The organism is Actinoplanes regularis, from assembly GCF_900188005.1.
Lineage (GTDB): Bacteria > Actinomycetota > Actinomycetes > Mycobacteriales > Micromonosporaceae > Actinoplanes > Actinoplanes regularis.
Window position 1 is genome coordinate 364,858 of record NZ_FZNR01000004.1, and the last position, 17,749, is coordinate 382,606.

At 69.3% G+C, this 17,749-nt stretch carries 9 protein-coding genes; 7 read left to right on the forward strand and 2 right to left on the reverse strand.

Annotation, left to right across the window (positions count from 1 at the left end; genetic code table 11):
* Positions 1 to 103 precede the first annotated feature (103 nt).
* Positions 104 to 3,529, forward strand: a complete 3,426-nt coding sequence (locus CHC09_RS14060) for a discoidin domain-containing protein (protein WP_089293700.1) — start codon at positions 104 to 106, stop codon at positions 3,527 to 3,529.
* Positions 3,530 to 3,871: 342 nt separating this feature from the next.
* Positions 3,872 to 7,609, forward strand: coding sequence for a tetratricopeptide repeat protein (locus CHC09_RS14070; RefSeq protein ID WP_089293508.1), 3,738 nt, complete (start codon positions 3,872 to 3,874; stop codon positions 7,607 to 7,609).
* A gap of 145 nt (positions 7,610 to 7,754) precedes the next feature.
* Here the strand turns inward: CHC09_RS14070 and CHC09_RS14075 are convergent, their stop codons facing one another.
* Positions 7,755 to 9,293, reverse strand: a complete 1,539-nt coding sequence (locus CHC09_RS14075) for an MDR family MFS transporter (protein WP_239138300.1) — start codon at positions 9,291 to 9,293, stop codon at positions 7,755 to 7,757.
* 130 nt (positions 9,294 to 9,423) lie between these two features.
* On the opposite strand from CHC09_RS14075, the gene CHC09_RS14080 reads away from it, so the two are divergent.
* The 4 genes from CHC09_RS14080 (at position 9,424) to CHC09_RS14095 (ending at position 14,820) form a co-directional block, all read left to right on the forward strand.
* A complete protein-coding gene (locus tag CHC09_RS14080; protein WP_089293509.1) occupies positions 9,424 to 9,993 on the forward strand; it encodes a TetR/AcrR family transcriptional regulator in 570 nt (189 codons plus the stop codon).
* Between the two features lie 85 nt (positions 9,994 to 10,078).
* Positions 10,079 to 11,296, forward strand: a complete 1,218-nt coding sequence (locus CHC09_RS14085) for a hypothetical protein (RefSeq protein ID WP_089293510.1) — start codon at positions 10,079 to 10,081, stop codon at positions 11,294 to 11,296.
* Between the two features lie 85 nt (positions 11,297 to 11,381).
* Positions 11,382 to 12,620: a flavin monoamine oxidase family protein gene (locus tag CHC09_RS14090; protein WP_089293511.1), complete on the forward strand. Its 1,239-nt coding sequence runs from the start codon at positions 11,382 to 11,384 to the stop codon at positions 12,618 to 12,620.
* A gap of 256 nt (positions 12,621 to 12,876) precedes the next feature.
* A complete protein-coding gene (locus CHC09_RS14095; RefSeq protein ID WP_179277088.1) occupies positions 12,877 to 14,820 on the forward strand; it encodes a hybrid sensor histidine kinase/response regulator in 1,944 nt (647 codons plus the stop codon).
* Positions 14,821 to 14,828: 8 nt separating this feature from the next.
* Here the strand turns inward: CHC09_RS14095 and CHC09_RS14100 are convergent, their stop codons facing one another.
* The gene (locus CHC09_RS14100; protein ID WP_089293513.1) at positions 14,829 to 15,521 is read right to left on the reverse strand and encodes a hypothetical protein; all 693 of its coding nucleotides are present in this window, start codon (positions 15,519 to 15,521) and stop codon (positions 14,829 to 14,831) included.
* A 149-nt stretch (positions 15,522 to 15,670) separates the two neighbouring features.
* On the opposite strand from CHC09_RS14100, the gene CHC09_RS14105 reads away from it, so the two are divergent.
* On the forward strand, positions 15,671 to 17,701 hold the full coding sequence (locus CHC09_RS14105; protein ID WP_239138299.1) for an amidohydrolase family protein: 2,031 nt from the start codon (positions 15,671 to 15,673) through the stop codon (positions 17,699 to 17,701).
* Positions 17,702 to 17,749 lie beyond the last annotated feature (48 nt).

Sequence of the window (17,749 nt, forward strand, 5' to 3'; positions counted from 1 at the left end):
TGGAGAGCGCTTTCCCTATGCCTTGATTCAGACCGGCCTGCCTTCATTCAGACCCGTCCGGAAACAGGCCCCCGTCCGCAACAGTCCCCGTTGGGGTGTGATCATGAGTCAGACAACCGGGCCGGATCGGCGTCGTCGCCGCAGACCGTACGTCCTCGCGGCGGTCCTCGCCCTGCTCCTCGGCCTCACGACCGTCGCCGTCACCACCGCCGCGAACGCGGCGGACACCCTGCTCTCGCAGGGCAAACCGGCCACCGCCTCCTCTCAGGAGGGTGCCGACGTCGGCCCGGCCAACGCCTTCGACGGCAACGACGGCACCCGCTGGTCCAGCGTCTTCGCCGATCCGCAGTGGATCCGCGTCGACCTGGGCGCCACCGCGACGATCACCGGCGTGGTCCTGCAATGGGAGGGTGCGTACGGCAAGGCATACCAGATCCAGACCTCGGCCGACGGGACCACCTGGACCACCATCCACTCCACGACGGCCGGCACCGGTGGCACCGAGACGCTGACCGTGAGCGGCACCGGGCGTTACGTGCGGCTCTACGGCACGACCCGGAGCAGCGGCTACGGCTACTCGCTCTACGAGTTCAAGGTCTACGGCTCGACCACACCGGCCGGTGAGTGCACGACCAACGCCGCCCAGGGACGCCCCGCCACCGCCTCGTCGGCCGAGGGCGCGGACGTCAGCGCGGACAAGGCGTTCGACGGGAACACCGGCACGCGCTGGTCCAGCCAGTTCGCCGATCCGCAGTGGATCAGCGTCGACCTGGGTGCCACCACCTCGGTCTGCGGTGTCGTGCTGCAGTGGGAGGGTGCGTACGGCAAGTCGTACCAGATCCAGACCTCGAGTGACGGGGCCACCTGGACCAACGTCTACTCCACGACGAACGGCGCCGGCGGCACCGAGACCCTGAACGTGACCGGCAGCGGCCGGTACGTCCGGCTCTACGGGACCGTGCGCGCCTCCGGCTACGGCTACTCGCTGTGGGAGTTCAAGGTCCTGACCAGCGGCGGAACCACCACACCGACCACACCGCCCACCCAGGATCCCGGCAACTTCACCACGGTCTGGCAGGAGAACTTCGACGGTACGACCGGGACCGCACCGTCCGGCGCGAACTGGCTGACGCGGACCGGCACGCAGTACCCGGGCGGCGCCGCGAACTGGGGCACCGGCTCGGTCGAGACCGCGAGCGACTCCACCGCCAACGTCTCGCTCGACGGCACCGGCAAGCTCAGCATCAAGGCGATCCGCGACGGCGCCGGCAAGTGGACGTCCGGCCGGATCGAGACGCAGCGCACCGACTTCACCCCGCAGCCCGGCGAGATGCTCAAGTTCAGTGCCGTGCTCAAGCAGCCCAATGTCGCCAACGGCCTCGGCTACTGGCCGGGTTTCCGGGCGACCGGCGCCGCGTACCGCGGAAACTTCAACAACTGGCCGTCCGTCGGCGAGACCGACATCATGACCGGCGTCAACGGCCGCGATCAGCTCGCACAGACCCTGCACTGCGGCACCGCGCCCGACGGCCCGTGCGCCGAGTACACCGGACGATCCTCGGGGTTCGCGTCCTGCGTCGGCTGCCAGGCCGGCTACCACGAGTACTCGCAGGTCATCGACCGGACCAAGACCGACGAGGAGATCCGCTTCTACCTCGACGGCAGGCAGAGCTGGGTGGTGCGCGAGTCCCAGGTCGGCGTCGCCGCCTGGAACGCGGCCGTCCACCACGGCTTCTACCTGCGCCTCGACCTGGCGATCGGCGGCTCGCTGCCGAACGCGATCGCCGGGAGCACCACACCGGCCGCGGACACCACCTCCGGCGGGGTGCTCAGCGTCGACTCGGTCACGGTGTCCAAGGCGACCGGCACGACACCGGCGGCCATGACGGATCCGGCCGTGCCGGCCGGGCCGAGCGTCGTCAAGGTCACCGGCACGCAGGGGAACTGGACGCTGACCGTCAACGGCACGCCGTGGCAGGTCAAGGGCATGACGTACGGGCCGCCGCAGGCCGCCGCGGACGGGTACATGCGGGACCTGAAGAACATGGGCGTCAACACGATCCGGATCTGGGGACCGGACGCGAACACACCGGTCCTGCTGGACACAGCCGCACGGTTCGGGATCAAGGTGGTTGTCGGGCTGTGGCTCAACCACGGCGCGGACTACGTGAACGACACCGCGTACAAGACCTCGGCCAAGGCCGACGTGCTCAACTGGGTCAACCAGCTCAAGGGGCGGCAGGGTGTGCTGCTCTGGGACGTCGGCAACGAGGTCATCCTGGAGATGCAGAACTACGGGCTCTCCGCGGCCGAGGTCGAGGCGCGACGGGTCGGGTACGCGAAGTTCGTCAACGAGCTCGCCGAGGCGATCCACGGTGCCGACCCGAACCACCCGGTGACCTCGACGGACGCCTACACGTACGCGTGGACGTACTACAAGCAGTACTCGCCGGCGCTGGATCTGCTCGCGGTCAACTCGTACGGGGCGATCGACACCGTGAAGCGGGACTGGATCGCGGGCGGCTACACGAAGCCGTACATCCTCACCGAGGGTGGACCGGCCGGCGAGTGGGAGGTGCCCAACGACGCCAACGGGGTGCCGACCGAGCCCTCCGACCTGGCCAAGAAGGCCGGGTACACGTACAGCTGGAACGCGATCAAGGGGCATCCGGGCGTCGCGCTCGGGGCGACCGAGTTCCACTACGGCCTGGAGAACGACTTCGGCGGCGTCTGGCTGAACACCACGACCGGCGGCTGGCGGCGGCTCGGCTACCACGCGCTGCGGGAGGCGTACACCGGACAGGCGGCGCCGAACACGCCGCCGGAGATCACCGCGATGACGGTCTCGACCCCCGCGTCGGTGCCGGCGGGCGGGACGTTCACCGTGACCGCCACCGCCTCCGACCCCCAGGGCGACGCCATCCGGTACAACCTGATGGCCAGCGACAAGCACATCAACGGCAACAAGGGCCTGCGGTACCTGAATTTCACCCAGACCGGGAACGGCCAGTTCACGGTCCGGGCGCCGGAGACCCTCGGCGTCTGGAAGATCTACGTCTACGCGTTCGACGGTCAGGGCAACGTGGGCATCGAACAGCGCTCGTTCAAGGTGGTCCCACCGGTCGTCGCCGGGACCAACCTGGCCCGCGGCAAGACCGTGACGGCGTCGACCTACCAGCCGACCGGCACGAACGGGCCGCAGCTGCCGTCGTACGCGGTCGACGGGGACTACGGCACCCGGTGGGCCAGTGAGTGGGTGGACACCGCGTGGCTGCAGGTGGATCTGGGCTCGGTGCAGTCCTTCGACCACGTGCAGCTCGCGTGGGAGGCGGCGTACGCCACGGCGTACCAGGTCCAGACGTCGAACGACGGCATCAACTGGACCACCGTCCACTCGACGACGGCGGGTGACGGCGGCTTCGACAACCTCGCGATCAACGGCTCCGGCCGCTACGTCCGGGTCAACAACACGGCCCGGGCCACGACGTACGGCTACTCGCTCTACGAGTTCGGCGTGTACCGCTCATAGCATCACGAAGGCAGCCCTTGACCGATCCTTCTTCCTGACCGGGGAAGAGGATTCAGGTCAAGGGCTGCCTGTTGACCAGCGTCCAATTCGAGGGTCGATCGAACTGTCCACAAGTGAAATTGATTCATTTCCACCCAGTCTCGGATCGTCTCTTTGGGTGACCATCGATCGCCGAACCGGGCGCTTTTTCTGGATCATGAATGAGCGGGTTGGTGTTGATTACGGGGACTGCCACAGTGGATCGATGAATCGGACGTTGGTGGCGGTCGACGCGTCGGTCGGAGTGAGTACGAGGGCGTTCGCGGACCGGGTGGTCGTTGTCCGGGCGAAGCGGGAATTGTCGTGATCGACATCGTGGTGCGGGAAACAGCGCCCGCCGCGGACGGCTCGTTCACGGCCCGGGTGGACTTCGGGGACCGCGGTGGTGCGGACGTCAGCGTGTCGATGCCGGCCGACGATGCCGGCGAAAAGCTGATGGCCTGGTATTTCGAGGAGCATTTGCGGTATCCGTTCCTGGACGGAGACCTGGAACGTAAAGCCGTCGAGTTGGTCGGCGAGTACGGGCAGTCGCTGTTCCGGCAGGTGTTCATCGGGGAGGCCGCCTACGGCTATCGGGATGCCCGCCGGGTGGGGTTCGAGGGCTACCGGCTGGTGGTCCGCGGGTCGGCGCAGTTCCAGCGGTTGCACTGGGAGGCGCTGCGCGATCCGGACAGCGGTGATCGGCTCGCGTTGCGGATGCCGGTCGTGCGCCAGAGCGCCCGGAACCCGCTGCCGTACGACCTGCCGGCGCCCGCACCGACGGTGAACATCCTGGTGCTGACGGCGCGGCCGTTCGGGCGCCGGGACGTGGGATATCGGACGATCTCGCAGCCGCTGCTGGACGCGATCGGGCAGACCGACGTACCGGTGACAGTGGATCTGGTCCGTCCGGGGACCTGGACGGCGTTGCGGGAGGCGTTGCGCGCGGCCGAACGGAAGCACGGCCAGGGCTGGTATCAGGTGGTGCACTTCGACGTGCACGGCGGCTTCGGCACCCCGAGCAGCATGACCACCGGTAGCGGCGGTGCCGGGGGCCGGTATCTGTTCGACCCGGCCCACACCCCGGCGGCCGATGTCAAGCAGGGGTTCCTGTTCTTCGAGACGGGCACGGCGGGTACGGCGCAGCCGGTGCCGTCGGCGCAGGTCGCCGCGTTGCTGGCGGAGCATCGGGTGGCGGTGGCGGTGTTGAACGCCTGCCAGTCGGCGATGCAGACCGGTGATGAGGCCAGCCTGGCGCACGATCTGGTCGCCGCGGGGGCACCGGTCGCGGTGGGGATGGCGTATTCGGTGACGGTCAGCGCCGCCTCGCGGGCCATGCCGGTGCTGTATGGACGGCTGGCCGCCGGGGACGATCCGGTGCGGGCGGCGTTCGAGGCACGACGGGCGCTGCACGACGTGAAGACCCGGAAGGCGTACTTCGAGCACGAGCTGGAGCTGGAGGACTGGATCCTGCCGGTGGTGTACGCCCAGCGCGACTCCCGGCTGACGGTCCGGCCGATGACCCCGGTCGAGCAGGAGGCGTTCTATCGGCGGCGGGACCAGGTCGCGGTGGCGCCGGTGGTGGAGTACGGGTTCGTCGGCCGTGACCTGGACCTGCACGCTCTGGAACGGCTGCTGCTGACCGACGGACAGCGGACCCAGGTGCTGGTGCGGGGGATGGCCGGGGCGGGCAAATCGACCCTGCTGGCCCACGCCGGCTGGTGGTGGCAGCGCACCGGCCTGATCGACCAGGTGTTCGCGTTCTCCTACGAACAGCGGGCGTGGAACGTCGATCAGATCATCCGGCACATCGCCCAGCACCTGCTGACGCCGGTGGAGTTCGCGCAGTGGGACGCGCTCGGCGACGCCGCGAAAGCCGGCCGGATCACCACGATGCTGCGGGCGTCGCGGCATCTGATCGTGCTGGACAACGCCGAATCGATCACCGCCAGCCCGGCAGCGATCCCGCACGCCCTGCCCGAGGCCGACCGCGACCGGCTCGCCCGCTGGCTGGGCGGCCTGCGTGGTGGCCGGACGCTGCTGCTGGTCGGATCCCGGGAGGCCGAAGCCTGGCTGGCCGGTGCCACGTTCACCGACCGTGTGTACGAACTGCCCGGCCTGGATCCGCAGGCCGCCTCCGACCTGCTCGACCGGATCCTGAAGCGGAACGGCGGCAGCCAGTGGATGTCGGACACCGCCGACAGCCAGGAGCGGCAGGCGCTACAGGAGCTGATCCGGGTTTTGGACGGTTACCCCCTGCCGATGACCGTCGTCCTGCCCAACCTGGCGACCACCCCGCCGAGCCAGGTCCTGACCGAACTGCACAGCGGCGACACCAGCGCCGACTCGACGATGGTCGCGCGAAAGGCGATCGAGTACAGCCACGGCAAGCTCGACCCCGCCCTGCAGCAGTCCCTGCTCCTACTGGCCCCGTTCACCGCCACCATCCCCGTACCCATGCTGATCAACTACATGGCCGCCCTTCGCGCCGAGTTGGGAAACAGCAACCTCGACGGCGTTGACCTGGCGGCTGCGGTGGCGGAGTTGCGGCGGGTCGGGCTCGCCGCCGACCACCCGCTGTTCCCCGCTTTTGTACAGGTCGTCCCAGTCCTGCCGTTCTTCCTGCGCAACCGGATGCGAGACCGACCGGACCTCGCCTCCGCCACCGAGCAGGCGCACTACCAGCTCTATATCGATCTCGGCCTGGCTCTGCACCAGATGCTGCGCGGCACCGACAGGCAACAGCGCGCGGCCGGTCAGGCCGGCGTGGCAGCGGAATACGCCAACCTCACCGCCGCACTCAGCCATGCCCAACGCACCACCCAACCGGTGAAGCCTCTCATTTTTGCGCTGGAGGAATTCCTCGATCAGACGCAGCAGCACCACGCCCGACGACAACTGCTCGACAATGCGATCGACCGGCACCCCAGCAGCAACGATCCCGACCAGCAAGCCGAACTGGCCAGCCTGCACAATCTCGCCGGCAACACCGCACTGGATCAACACCGCCTCGATGACGCCTACCGCCATCACCAAACCGAACTCGCCATCAAGCAGGCCATCGGCTTGCGGCGACAGCAAGGACCCACCTACCACCAGCTCGGCATGCTCGCGCAGGAGCAGCGGCGCTTCGAGCAAGCCGAGCAGCACTATCGTCAGGCTCTCGACATCTACCTGGAGTTCGACGATCGGCACTACACCGCCGGTACCTACCATCAGCTCGGTATGGTTGCGCAGGAGCAGCGGCGCTTCGAGCAAGCCGAGCAGCACTATCGTCAGGCTCTCGACATCTACCTGGAGTTCGACGATCGGCACAGCGCTGCCAGCACCTATCACCAGCTCGGCAGGGTTGCGCAGGAGCAGCGGCATTTCGAGCGAGCCGAGCAGCACTACCGTCAGGCTCTCGACATCAAGCTGGAGTTCAACGACCGGTACGAGACCGCCAGCACCTATCACCAGCTCGGCTTGGTCGCGCAGGAGCAGCAGCGCTTCGAGCGAGCCGAGCAGCACTATCGTCAGGCTCTCGACATCTACCTGGAGTTCAACGACCGGTACGAGACCGCCGGTACCTACCACCAGCTCGGTATGGTCGCGCTGGAGCAGCGGCGCTTCGAGCAAGCCGAGCGGCACTATCGTCAGGCTCTCGACATCCTCCTGGAATTCAACGACCGGTACAGCGCTGCCAGCACCTACCACCAGCTCGGTATGGTCGCGCTGGAGCAGCGGTCCTTCGAGCGAGCCGAGCAGCACTACCGTCAGGCCCTCGACATCAAGCTGGAGTTCGACGACCGGCGCAGCGCCGCCAGCACCTACTACCAGCTCGGGCAGCTCTACTCCGAGCTGGACCGCCGGGCCGACGCCGTTGACAATTTGCTCCATGCTTCGTTCGCCTGGCACAGCACCACCGAGGCATGGCCTCCGGAACCCTTCGACCTGCTTCGACTGATGCGGCCGTCGCTGCCACCGACTCAGTTCCAGAACGCCATAAGCAAGATCATCCCGGCCGACCTGCAACACAGTTTCCGCACCGCACTCGACAGCAACAGCGATCCCGGTGATTGACGCGGTCGGCACGCCTGCTCGACGACAGAGCGACCCGCCCATCTACTTGGGCGGGCCGCTCTGTCGGATGCCGGGATCCGGACCTCCGCGTCGCCCCGGTCGACGACTTCCTGACCGTGGGTCGAGAGGTCGGCTACCGGTTCCGTTACGCGCTCTGCAGTTCGGGGGCCTCGGTCTTCGGGGCGTCGGCGAAGCCGCGCAGTGGCACGTGCTTGATGAAGAGCGCGACCACGATCCCCACCGCCGCCGCGATCGCGCCCCAGGTGAAGGCGGCCTGGATGCCGTCGCTGACGCCCAGCGCGAAGGCGTGCTGGATCGGCTCCGGCAGGGCCCGCAGCGTGGCCGGTGTCATCGCCGCCGCCGAGTTCGCGCCGGTCACCGCGGTGCCGGTGGTGCTGGTGAACGAGTCGAGCAGGGTGTTGATGTAGAGCGTGCTCAGCAGCGAGACGCCGAGCGAGCCGCCCATGTTCCGCAGGAAGGTGGCGGCACCGGTCGCGGCGCCGACCGCGTTGACCGGGGAGCTGTTCTGCGCGATCAGCATGGTGGTCTGCATCAGGCAGCCCATGCCGGCGCCGAGCACGACCATGAACAGGCCGGTCATGAAGCGTGAGGTGCCGATGTCCATGGTGGCGAACAGGACCAGGCCGCCGGTCATCAGCACGGTGCCGATGATCGGCAGGATGCGGTAGTGGCCGGTACGGGTGATGAACTGGCCGCCCACCAGCGAGACCACCATCGCGGCGATCATCATCGGCATGAGCAGCAGACCGCTGTTGGTGGCCGAGGCGCCCTGCACGTACTGCTGGAACTGGGGCAGCAGGGTGATGCCGCCGAACATCGCGAAGCCGACGATCAGGCTGAGCGCGCCGGCCAGGACGAAGTTGCGGTTGGCGAAGACCGACAGCGGCATGATCGGCTCGGCGGCGCGGCGCTCGACCACGATGAACGCGGCGAGACCGGCGGCGGTCAGCGCGGCCAGGCCGAGGATCTGCGGGGAGGCCCAGTCGTACTCGCTGCCGCCCCACGTGGTGATCAGCACGAGCGTGGTGATCCAGACGCTGAGCAGGGCCGCGCCGAGCCAGTCGATGCGCACCTTGCCGGCGCCGCGCGGCAGCTTGGCCAGCACGAACCAGCAGACCGCGAGCGCGACGACGCCCAGCGGCAGGTTGACGTAGAACGCCCAGCGCCAGTTCAGGTTGTCGGTGATGAAGCCGCCGACGAGCGGACCGCCGATCATCGCGAGCGGCATGACGGCCATCATCACGCCCTGGTAGCGGCCACGCTCGCGGGGCGGCACGATGTCGGCCAGGACGGCCATGACACCGACCATCAGGCCGCCGGCGCCGAGACCCTGGAGTGCGCGGAAGGCGACCAGCTCACCCATGTTCTGCGACATGCCGCAGAGCGCGGAGCCGACCAGGAAGATCGCGATCGAGCTGAGGAAGGTGATCCGCCGGCCGAGCAGGTCGCCGAGCTTGCCCCAGATCGGGGTGGCGACGGTGGAGGCGAGCACGTAGCCGGTGGTCACCCAGGCCAGGTGGTTCAGGCCGTGGAGGTCGCCGACGATGGTGGGCAGCGCGGGCGCCACGATCATGTTGTCCAGCATGGCGAGCAGCATCGCGATCACGAGGCCGCTCATGGTCACCATGATCTCGCGATGGGTGAAGCGGGTTGGTTGGGTCACGGCGGACTTCCTTCGGTAGTCTTGCTTACCGGCCGGTTAGTAGATTACTTGCCGCACGGTAAGTTGGCAAACGTGGGCGGTCCCGATCAGGATCGAGCCGGACACCAGCACACGAGGGGGCAGAGCAGCGATGGCTACGGCAGGGCAGCGGCGAGGCGCGGACACGAAGTCGGAGATCCGCAAGGTGGCCATCGAGCTGTTCACCGAGCGGGGATATGAGGCGACCTCACTGCGGGAGATCGCCGAGCGGCTGGGGATCACCAAGGCGGCGCTCTACTACCACTTCAGCAGCAAGGAGAGCATCGTCCTGTCGATCTTCCAAGCCCACCTGGACGCGCTGGACGAGCTCGTCGAGTGGGCCCGCGAGCAGCCGCCCGGCCCGGAGCTGCGCGCACGCGCCGTCGACCGGATGGTCGAGCTCGGCGTCGGCAGCGGGATGGCCGCGATGAAGTTCGCCATGGCCAACCAGCACATCGTCCGCGAGCTGCACCACGACAAGGGCCGGGAGAACGCATTCGGCAAGATGACCGAGCTGTTCGACATCGTGGCCGGCCCCGACGCCCCGGTCGAGGAGGCGTTGCGCGTGCGCTCCGCGCTGCTCAGCGTCAACATCGTGCTGATGGCCTCGCGTGGCCTGGACGCCTCCGAGGCGGAGATCACCTCGGTCGCCCGGGACATCGCGCACTCGCTGATGAAGTAGGTCCCGCGGACCGAGATGCGCACTTTGGAGGTAAGCCGGGTGATCATTGGATCACGCGGTCATCCTCCTTTTTACTCTCAGTTAAATGGATCAAGTACAGATCGAACGCTCGAATCTCCTCTGGCGACGGTGTCTGCGAGTACTGCTCGTCGCCGCGTTCCTCACCGCGGGGTCGGCCACCACCGCGACCGCGGCCGTCCCGCGGACCTCCACCGCGCCGCGGCACACCGTTGGCTTCGACGGCCTGGTCTACACCAGCGCCCAGGTGGGCGACACGGTCTACGTGGGCGGCAGCTTCCGGAACGCGATCGTCAACGGCAAGCAGGTGGCCCGCAAGCGGCTCGCCGCGGTCGACACCCGCACCGGCGACCTGCTGCCCTGGGCACCGGCCACCGACGGCACCGTCTTCGCGCTGGCCGCCGCCGGGTCGTCGGTCTACGCCACCGGCAAGTTCACCACTGTGGGCGGGCAGTCCCGCCCCGGACTGGCCGGCATCAACCTGACCACCGGCGCGGTCGGCCCGCTCCGGCACACCATCGGCGGCAGCGGTAAGGTGCTGGCGGCCGGTGGCGGGCGGCTCTACCTGGGCGGCGAGTTCACCAGCGTGGACGGGAAACCGGAGCGCAACCTGGCGGCGTTCAAGCTCTCCGACGCCACCCTGGACACCGGGTTCCGCGGCACGGCCGACGGGATGGTGCAGTCGCTGGCCGCGGCCGGCTCCCGGCTGTACGTCGGCGGCAAGTTCAAGCGCCTCAACAGCGCGGGCACTCCTCGGCTGGGCGCGCTGCGCATGAGCGACGGGCAGTTGGACCCGAGCTTCCGCCCGGCCACCCCGTACTCCGTCCTGGCGCTCTCGATCACCGCGGACCGGGTCTACGCCGGACTGGCCGGTGTGGGCGGCCGGGTGGTCTCCTACCGGCCCGACGGAGCCATGGAGTGGAGCAGCGTCACCGACGGTGATATACAGGCGATCGCCTACCTGAACGGCGCCGTCTACGCCGGTGGGCACTTCACCGTCGCCTGCCCGGAACGGTCTCGCACGGCGACCTCCTGGTGCCCCGCCAAGCTGCGCCCGCAGCCGAAGGTGGCGGTCTGGGACGCGGCCAGCGGCAAGCTGCTCGACTGGAACCCGCACAGCAACGGCAGGTGGGGGGTGCTCACCATGGCCGCCAACACCAGTCTCAAGGTGGTCACTCTCGGCGGCGAGTTCACCGCCTTCGGCGACCACAGCCGTCCGCGCTTCGCCCAGTTCAGCGCCTGCGCCTACGGCTGCGGCGGCCGCCCCGCCCAGCGCGCCGGCTGACCTGGTTCGGATCTGCCGAGATCGCATCGATCGGTGTCGGCGGGCGCGCCGGGTAGCGCCTGGCAGGGGTTGGTAGCCTGCGGCCATGTCGACCAAGGTCAGGCTCCTCGGGTCCGCGGTGTCCCACTGGGGTGACGACCCCTGGGCACGCGGCTCGTGGAGCCTGATCGGCCGGCACGGTTCACGCGCGGACCGGATCGCGCTCGGCGCACCGATCGATGACCGGCTGCGGATCGTGGGGGAGGCCACCCACCCGACCCGCGCCGGCATGACCCACGGCGCCTACGAGCAGGGCCTCGCGGCCGCGGCCTGGGCCGCCGACCTGGGCCACCGGCGCGTCGCCGTCGTCGGTGCCGGGATGGCCGGGCTGGGCGCCGCCCGCACCCTCCACGACCTCGGTCGCGACATCCTGATCTGGGAGGCCCGTGACCGGATCGGTGGCCGCACCGCCGGCGTCGAGGTCACCGGGGGCACCTTCGACCTGGGCGCCAACTGGCTGCAGCAGTACGAGGAGAACACTCTGGCCCGCCTCGCCGAGCGACTCGGCCTGACCGTGGTGCCCACCGACTTCAACGACCCGCTGGTGTTCAACGGGGAGCCGAACCCGGACGGGATCGAGGACGACCTGCGGAAACGGCTCGCGGCGGCCGCCCCGGGGACGAGTGTCGCCGACGTACGCCGGGAATGGCTGAGCGAACCGGCGCCCTGGACGCGAACCCAGATCCGCCGGTTGATCGACGCCGAGATCGTCATGGACGCCGGGGCCCCGCTGGACTGGCTCAGCGCCCGCGAGGGTTTCGAACCCGGCGTCGGCGAGGGCGACCGCTGGATCGTCGGCGGCTACCGCCTGCTCACCCGGCACCTCGCCGAGGGCCTGAAGATCCACCTGAACCACCCGGTCAGTCACGTCCGGGTCGCCGCCGACGGGGTCGTACTGACCGGTGCCGGCACGACTCTCCAGGTCGACGCCGCCATCGTCACCGCCCCGCTGCCGGTCCTGGCCGCCGGCGGGATCACGTTCGACCCACCGCTGCCTGAGACGCACCGAACGGCGCTGTCCCGCCTCGGCGCCGGCCGGGTGGAGAAGGTGATCCTCCGCTTCGACCGGCGTTTCTGGCCGGAACACGGCTACTACCGGATCCACGGCCCCACGGACACCGGCGTCAGCGAGTGGCTCGACGCCACGCGGGCGGACGGCACCCCGACGCTGGTGGGCCTGTTCGCCGGGGCCTGGCTGGACGAGATCTGGACCGGCACCGACGACGAGATCGCCGCCCGCGCGGCGCGGATCGTCCGGTCGGTGGTCCCGGAAATCGCCGGCTGACGTCGCCGAACTGTGTGATCTCCGCACTGCCCATGGGCGGGCGGTGCACACCCGCTGGTCGGTGGCCAGGCGCCGATACAGCACATGTAGCTACACAAAAGGAGCATACTGGCGGTCGTGGAGGATCACCCGCTCGAGCCCGGCGAGGATGCCACTGCTGGTCGATGCCGGTTCGCCCAACCGTGCCGGCGTACCCCGTCCCGGGTCTGACGATCGGTTGGGGCTGCGCATGGGCTTTTCGGCAACGCGGGACCGCATGGCGGCACTTCGCAGCGGTGCGGGAGCCGGACTGCTCACGGTCGTGATGCTGCTCGTGGTCGTGGTCATCGCGGCGGACTTCGTCACGCCGCCCGAAACAGCGTTCTTCTGGCTGATCCTGTTGGTGCCGATGTTCGCGGCGACTCTGCTGCGCCCGTGGACGGTGGGCGTGGTCGGACTGGTCGCCGCGCTGATGGTCTGGGTCATGGCGGAGCGCAACGGTCCGTCCGGCACCACGAACCAGGCGGTGCGGCTGGGGGCGATCCTCGGGATCACGCTTCTCAGCACGGGCTTCGCCCACCGGCTCGGGGTCCTCGAGCGCCGGGCGCAGCGGGGTGCCGAGCAGGAGGCGACCCTCGCCGCGATCGTGCGCTCCTCCGAGGACGCGGTCATCACGACGGATCTCGCCGGCGTCATCACAACCTGGAACGACGGTGCCACGCGCCAGTACGGCTGGCGGCCCGACGAGGCGATCGGACGCTACATCGCCCTGGTGTACACACGCGACGAGATCTCCGTGATGCCCGACACGCTGGCGGGGTTGAGGGCGGGCGCGCGCAGGGGGCCGATCGAGGCCCGCCGGGTCCGCAAGGACGGTTCGAACGTCGTCGTGCTGGCCAGCATGTGGCCCGTACGCGACGATCATGGCCGAGTGTTCTCCGTCGCCCGTATCGAGCGGGACCTCACCGTGGTCAAGGAGGCCGAGGAGCAACGCCGGCGGATCATCGAACGCACGGCCCTCGCTGAACGCTTGGAGTGCCTCGGCCAGCTCGCCGGCGGGGTCGCCCACGACTTCAACAACCTGCTCGCGATCAACATCAACTATCTCGACTTCGTCCTCGAGCGGACCGTCGACGCCGAGGAACGCAGCGACCTCACCCGCGCCCGGAGCAGTGCCGAACGCGCCCAGGAACTCACCCGGCAACTGCTGCTGTTCGCCCGCCAGGAGCCGAGCGTCGCCAAAGTCATCGACCTCGATTCGGTGATCGAGGAATCCTGCGCCCTGCTACGCCGCACCATCGGCGACCACGTCGAGCTGATCGCCCGACCATCGCCGCAACCGCTCGCCGTCTGCGCCGACCGGGGCCGTATCGAGCAGGTGCTGCTCAACCTGGTGATCAATGCCCGCGACGCAATGCCCGACGGTGGCACGGTCGTGATCGAGGCCGGTCCGGTCCAACTCGACGAAGATCCCGACCGGCTGCCGCCCCTGCCCGCCGGCCCGTACGCGCAGCTGAAGGTCAGCGACACGGGCGAGGGCATGCCCCCGAGCGTTGCCGCCCGCATCTTCGAGCCGTTCTTCACCACCAAGGCCAAGCAGCAGGGCACCGGCCTCGGTCTGGCGACCGTGTATTCCATCGTGACCGAGGCGGGCGGTGACATCACGGTGTCCTCCACGCCTCAGGTCGGCACCACTTTCCGGATCCTGCTGCCGGAGGTCACCGCCGTCGCGGCATCGGAGGCCGGAGCTGCCGGCACGGCGCGGGGCGGCAGCCGATCGCACATCCTCGTCGCCGAGGACGATGCCGAGGTCCGGGGGATCACCGTGCGCATCCTGGAGGGCGCGGGCTACCGGGTGACCGAGGCCGAGAACGGTCGCGCGGCCCTGGATCGTATCCACCGGCAAACCTTCGACCTGCTCATGACCGACATCCTCATGCCGGAGATGTCGGGATCACGGCTCGCCGAGACGGTGCGCCTGCATCACCCCGGCATCCGGATCCTGCTGATCTCCGGATACAACGAGGAGACCGCGCGGGTGCGGCATCTGGTGATCGATGGCATTCCGATGATCCACAAACCCTTCACCGCGAAGGAGGTGCTGGACGCGGTGCGTCAGGCCCTGGGCGCCGGCACCGGCGAGATGCGCGATCACGTGGCGGTGTCCGCCCACGGCAGCGGGGCGAGCCCGCCGAAGACGACGGGCCCACCGGGCGAATAGGCGTGCCGTCAGCCGGTGACGGCGGTGCTGGTCAGTACCGGGTTGGGGCTGGTGAAGCAGCTCGCTGGGACATCGATCCCGGTGAACAGGAACTTGACGTTGGCGGTGAAGGACAGACCCGGATCGGTGTACGAGGTGCCGGCCAGGGTGGACACGATGGTGCTGCCGGCCGCGGCGGTCGCCGTCACGGCGAGATGGATCGTCGGAAGCTGGACTGTGGATCCGCCGGTGAGCTGGCCCGGCACGGTGACAGTGATCAGGCCGCCGCTCTGGGTGGCCGTCGGGATGCCCGTGCCGAGGTTGGATCCGCCGGTGAGTGTGACACCACGGAAGCTGGTCCCTGCCGGTACCGGCGTTCTGACCTGCAGGTTCTTGAGATATCTGATGGTGTTCCCGTTGGCTGACGCCGGAATCGTCAGGGGAGCGGGCTCGGCCGTGATCTCGAAGTCGGATCCGGTCGCGACGCTCTCCGGCGCGGACCCGGTGATCGGGGTGTCCAGACTGAGCTGCTGTGCTCCGCCGATCGGCGGGCGCGCCTGGCAGTCCCACGTCACGGGGGCCGGGGCGGCGACCGCGGGGAGGCTGACGCTCAGGGCCGTGACCAGGCCGAGCGCACCGGCTGCGAGAGGGTTGCGAAACGGGTGGATCATGGCGACCTCCTTGCTGTAGGGCTCGGGGGAGAGCCCGCTGCGCGCAAGCATCTGGAGACCCTTAGATCCATGCAAGTCAATGAACGAAAAGTATTCATGTTTTGCCATCTTGTTCTCGGCGGCGCCTGCCGATGCTCGCCGCGTCCCTATGCTCTGCCCACCTGGTAGATCAGTGCAGATCGATCCAAGGAAGGTGTCGCATGCCCCTGCGCTCCCTCGCCCGGCCGGCTCTCCGCACCGCCTGCCTCGCGCTCCTCCTGGTCACCGCGTTCCCGGCCCCCGCTCCGGGCGCCACCGCCTGGGCCCCGGCCTACGAACTCGACGACGCCTGTGTGACCCTGCAGGCGTTCAACGGCGCCCGGCCACTCGGCTACCTCAAACGCGTGGCGCTCGGCTACGGCTTCACCGGCACCGCCTCCGCGGCCGAGCCCTTCCGCTTCGATGCCGCCGCACTGGGCCGGTACACCGTGCGCGACTCCACCGGCGCCTACGCCTATCAGAGCGTCATCGGGTTCGTCATGGCCGGCCGTGGCTATGGCGACCGGGCGGATTGGACGGTCAGCTCCGCGGACGGCCGCTACCGGCTGGTGTCCACCGCGACCGGGCAACAGGTCGGCTCCTTCCTGGGCAGTGTCGGCGCCGGCTCCGCCACCCTCGCCGCGAGCCCGGCCGCCGGCTGCTCGGCGGTGCCGGACATCGGCACCCAGGTCACCGGCGCGGCCGCGCCGGGCGTCGACGCCGACGGGCGGCTCGTCGGCTGGATCGACGCGCACGCGCACCCCACCGCCGCAGCCGGGTTCGGCAGCAACATGCGCTGCGGCGAGGTCTTCGCGCCCGGCGGGGTCGAGGTCGCGCTCGCCGGCTGCCCCTCGCACGGCACCCTCGGCGTCGGCGCGCTCTTCGAGGCGATCGTCGGCGGGACCGACGTGTTCAACGCCCCCACGGACGGCTGGCCGACCTTCGGCGGCTGGCCGCAACGTGACACGCTGCTGCACGAGCAGGCGTACTTCCGCAGCATCGAGCGGGCCTGGCGCTCCGGCGAACGGGTGCTCAACGCGCTGCTGGTGGCCAACCGGATCATCTGCGAGATCTACCCGTCACGCAGCACGCCGTGCGACGAGACCACGCAGATCCGGGTACAGGCCGGGTACCTCCGGTCGATCCAGGACTACGTGGACGCACAGAGCGGCGGTCCGGGCCGGGGCTGGTTCCGGCTGGCGGCCACCCCGGCCGAGGTGCGGCAGATCGCGGCACAGGGAAAGCTAGCGGTGACGATCGGCGTGGAGAGCTCGGAGCTCTTCGGCTGCCGGGAGATCCGGGGCGTGCCGCAGTGCACCACCGCGGACGTCGACGCGGGCCTCGATGAACTGCGGGCGATGGGGGTGAGCGGGCTCTACCCCGTGCACAAGTTCGACAACGCCTTCGGCGGCACCCGGTTCGACTCCGGGCTCAACGCCGCGGCCGTCAACATCGGCAACCTGGCCTCCACCGGCCACTGGTGGACCGCCGACTCGTGCACCGGGCCCGCCGACAACACCCAGCCCCTGGTCAGCGATGACATCGTGAAACTGTTGTCGCTCGGCCCGCTGAACCTTCCACCGGGCACGATCGCGCCCGTCTATCCGAGCGGGCCGGTCTGCAACACCCGGAGCCTGACACCGCTGGGGACGTACCTGATCAACCGGATGATGGCCCTCGGCATGGTCATCCATGTCGACCACATGGGCATCCGGACCGCGAACGCGGTCCTGGACCTCGCGGAACGCGCCGGGTACCCGGGCGTGGTCTCGGTGCACAGCTGGTCCGACCGGACGATCGTGAACCGGATCCTGGGCCTCGGCGGTTTCGTCGCCGGGTACGCCGACCCGGTCCTGGGTTTCCTCGGCGAGTGGCGGGCCAACCGGGCGCTCGCCAACGGTGACCGCATCGACGGCTACGGCGTCGGCTCCGACGTCAACGGTCTCGGCGCGCAGGCGCGACCGCGCGACAACGCCGGCGTCGACCCGCTGCGGTACCCGTTCACCGCCCCCAACGGCACCACCGTCGACCGGCACGTCATGGGCGGCCGGACCTTCGACCTCAACACCGACGGCGTCGCGCAGTACGGCCTCTACGCCGACTGGGTCACCGACCTGATCCAGCAGGCCGGATCCGACGCGCCGCTGCTGCGTCAGCACCTGATGAACGGAGCGGAGGCGTACACCGCGATGTGGGAGCGCGCACGGGCCTGACCTCCCTCCCGCCGGTCCGCCCTGCTCGCTCATTCCTGAACCGTCCGC

Coding starts and splice junctions, on each gene's coding strand:
- CHC09_RS14060 (WP_089293700.1), top strand. CDS start 104: ATGAGTCAGACAACCGGGCCGGATCGGCGTCGTCGCCGCAGACCGTAC.
- CHC09_RS14080 (WP_089293509.1), top strand. CDS start 9,424: ATGGCTACGGCAGGGCAGCGGCGAGGCGCGGACACGAAGTCGGAGATC.
- CHC09_RS14085 (WP_089293510.1), top strand. CDS start 10,079: ATGGATCAAGTACAGATCGAACGCTCGAATCTCCTCTGGCGACGGTGT.
- CHC09_RS14090 (WP_089293511.1), top strand. CDS start 11,382: ATGTCGACCAAGGTCAGGCTCCTCGGGTCCGCGGTGTCCCACTGGGGT.
- CHC09_RS14095 (WP_179277088.1), top strand. CDS start 12,877: ATGGCGGCACTTCGCAGCGGTGCGGGAGCCGGACTGCTCACGGTCGTG.
- CHC09_RS14100 (WP_089293513.1), bottom strand. CDS start 15,521: ATGCTTGCGCGCAGCGGGCTCTCCCCCGAGCCCTACAGCAAGGAGGTC.
- CHC09_RS14105 (WP_239138299.1), top strand. CDS start 15,671: ATGCCCCTGCGCTCCCTCGCCCGGCCGGCTCTCCGCACCGCCTGCCTC.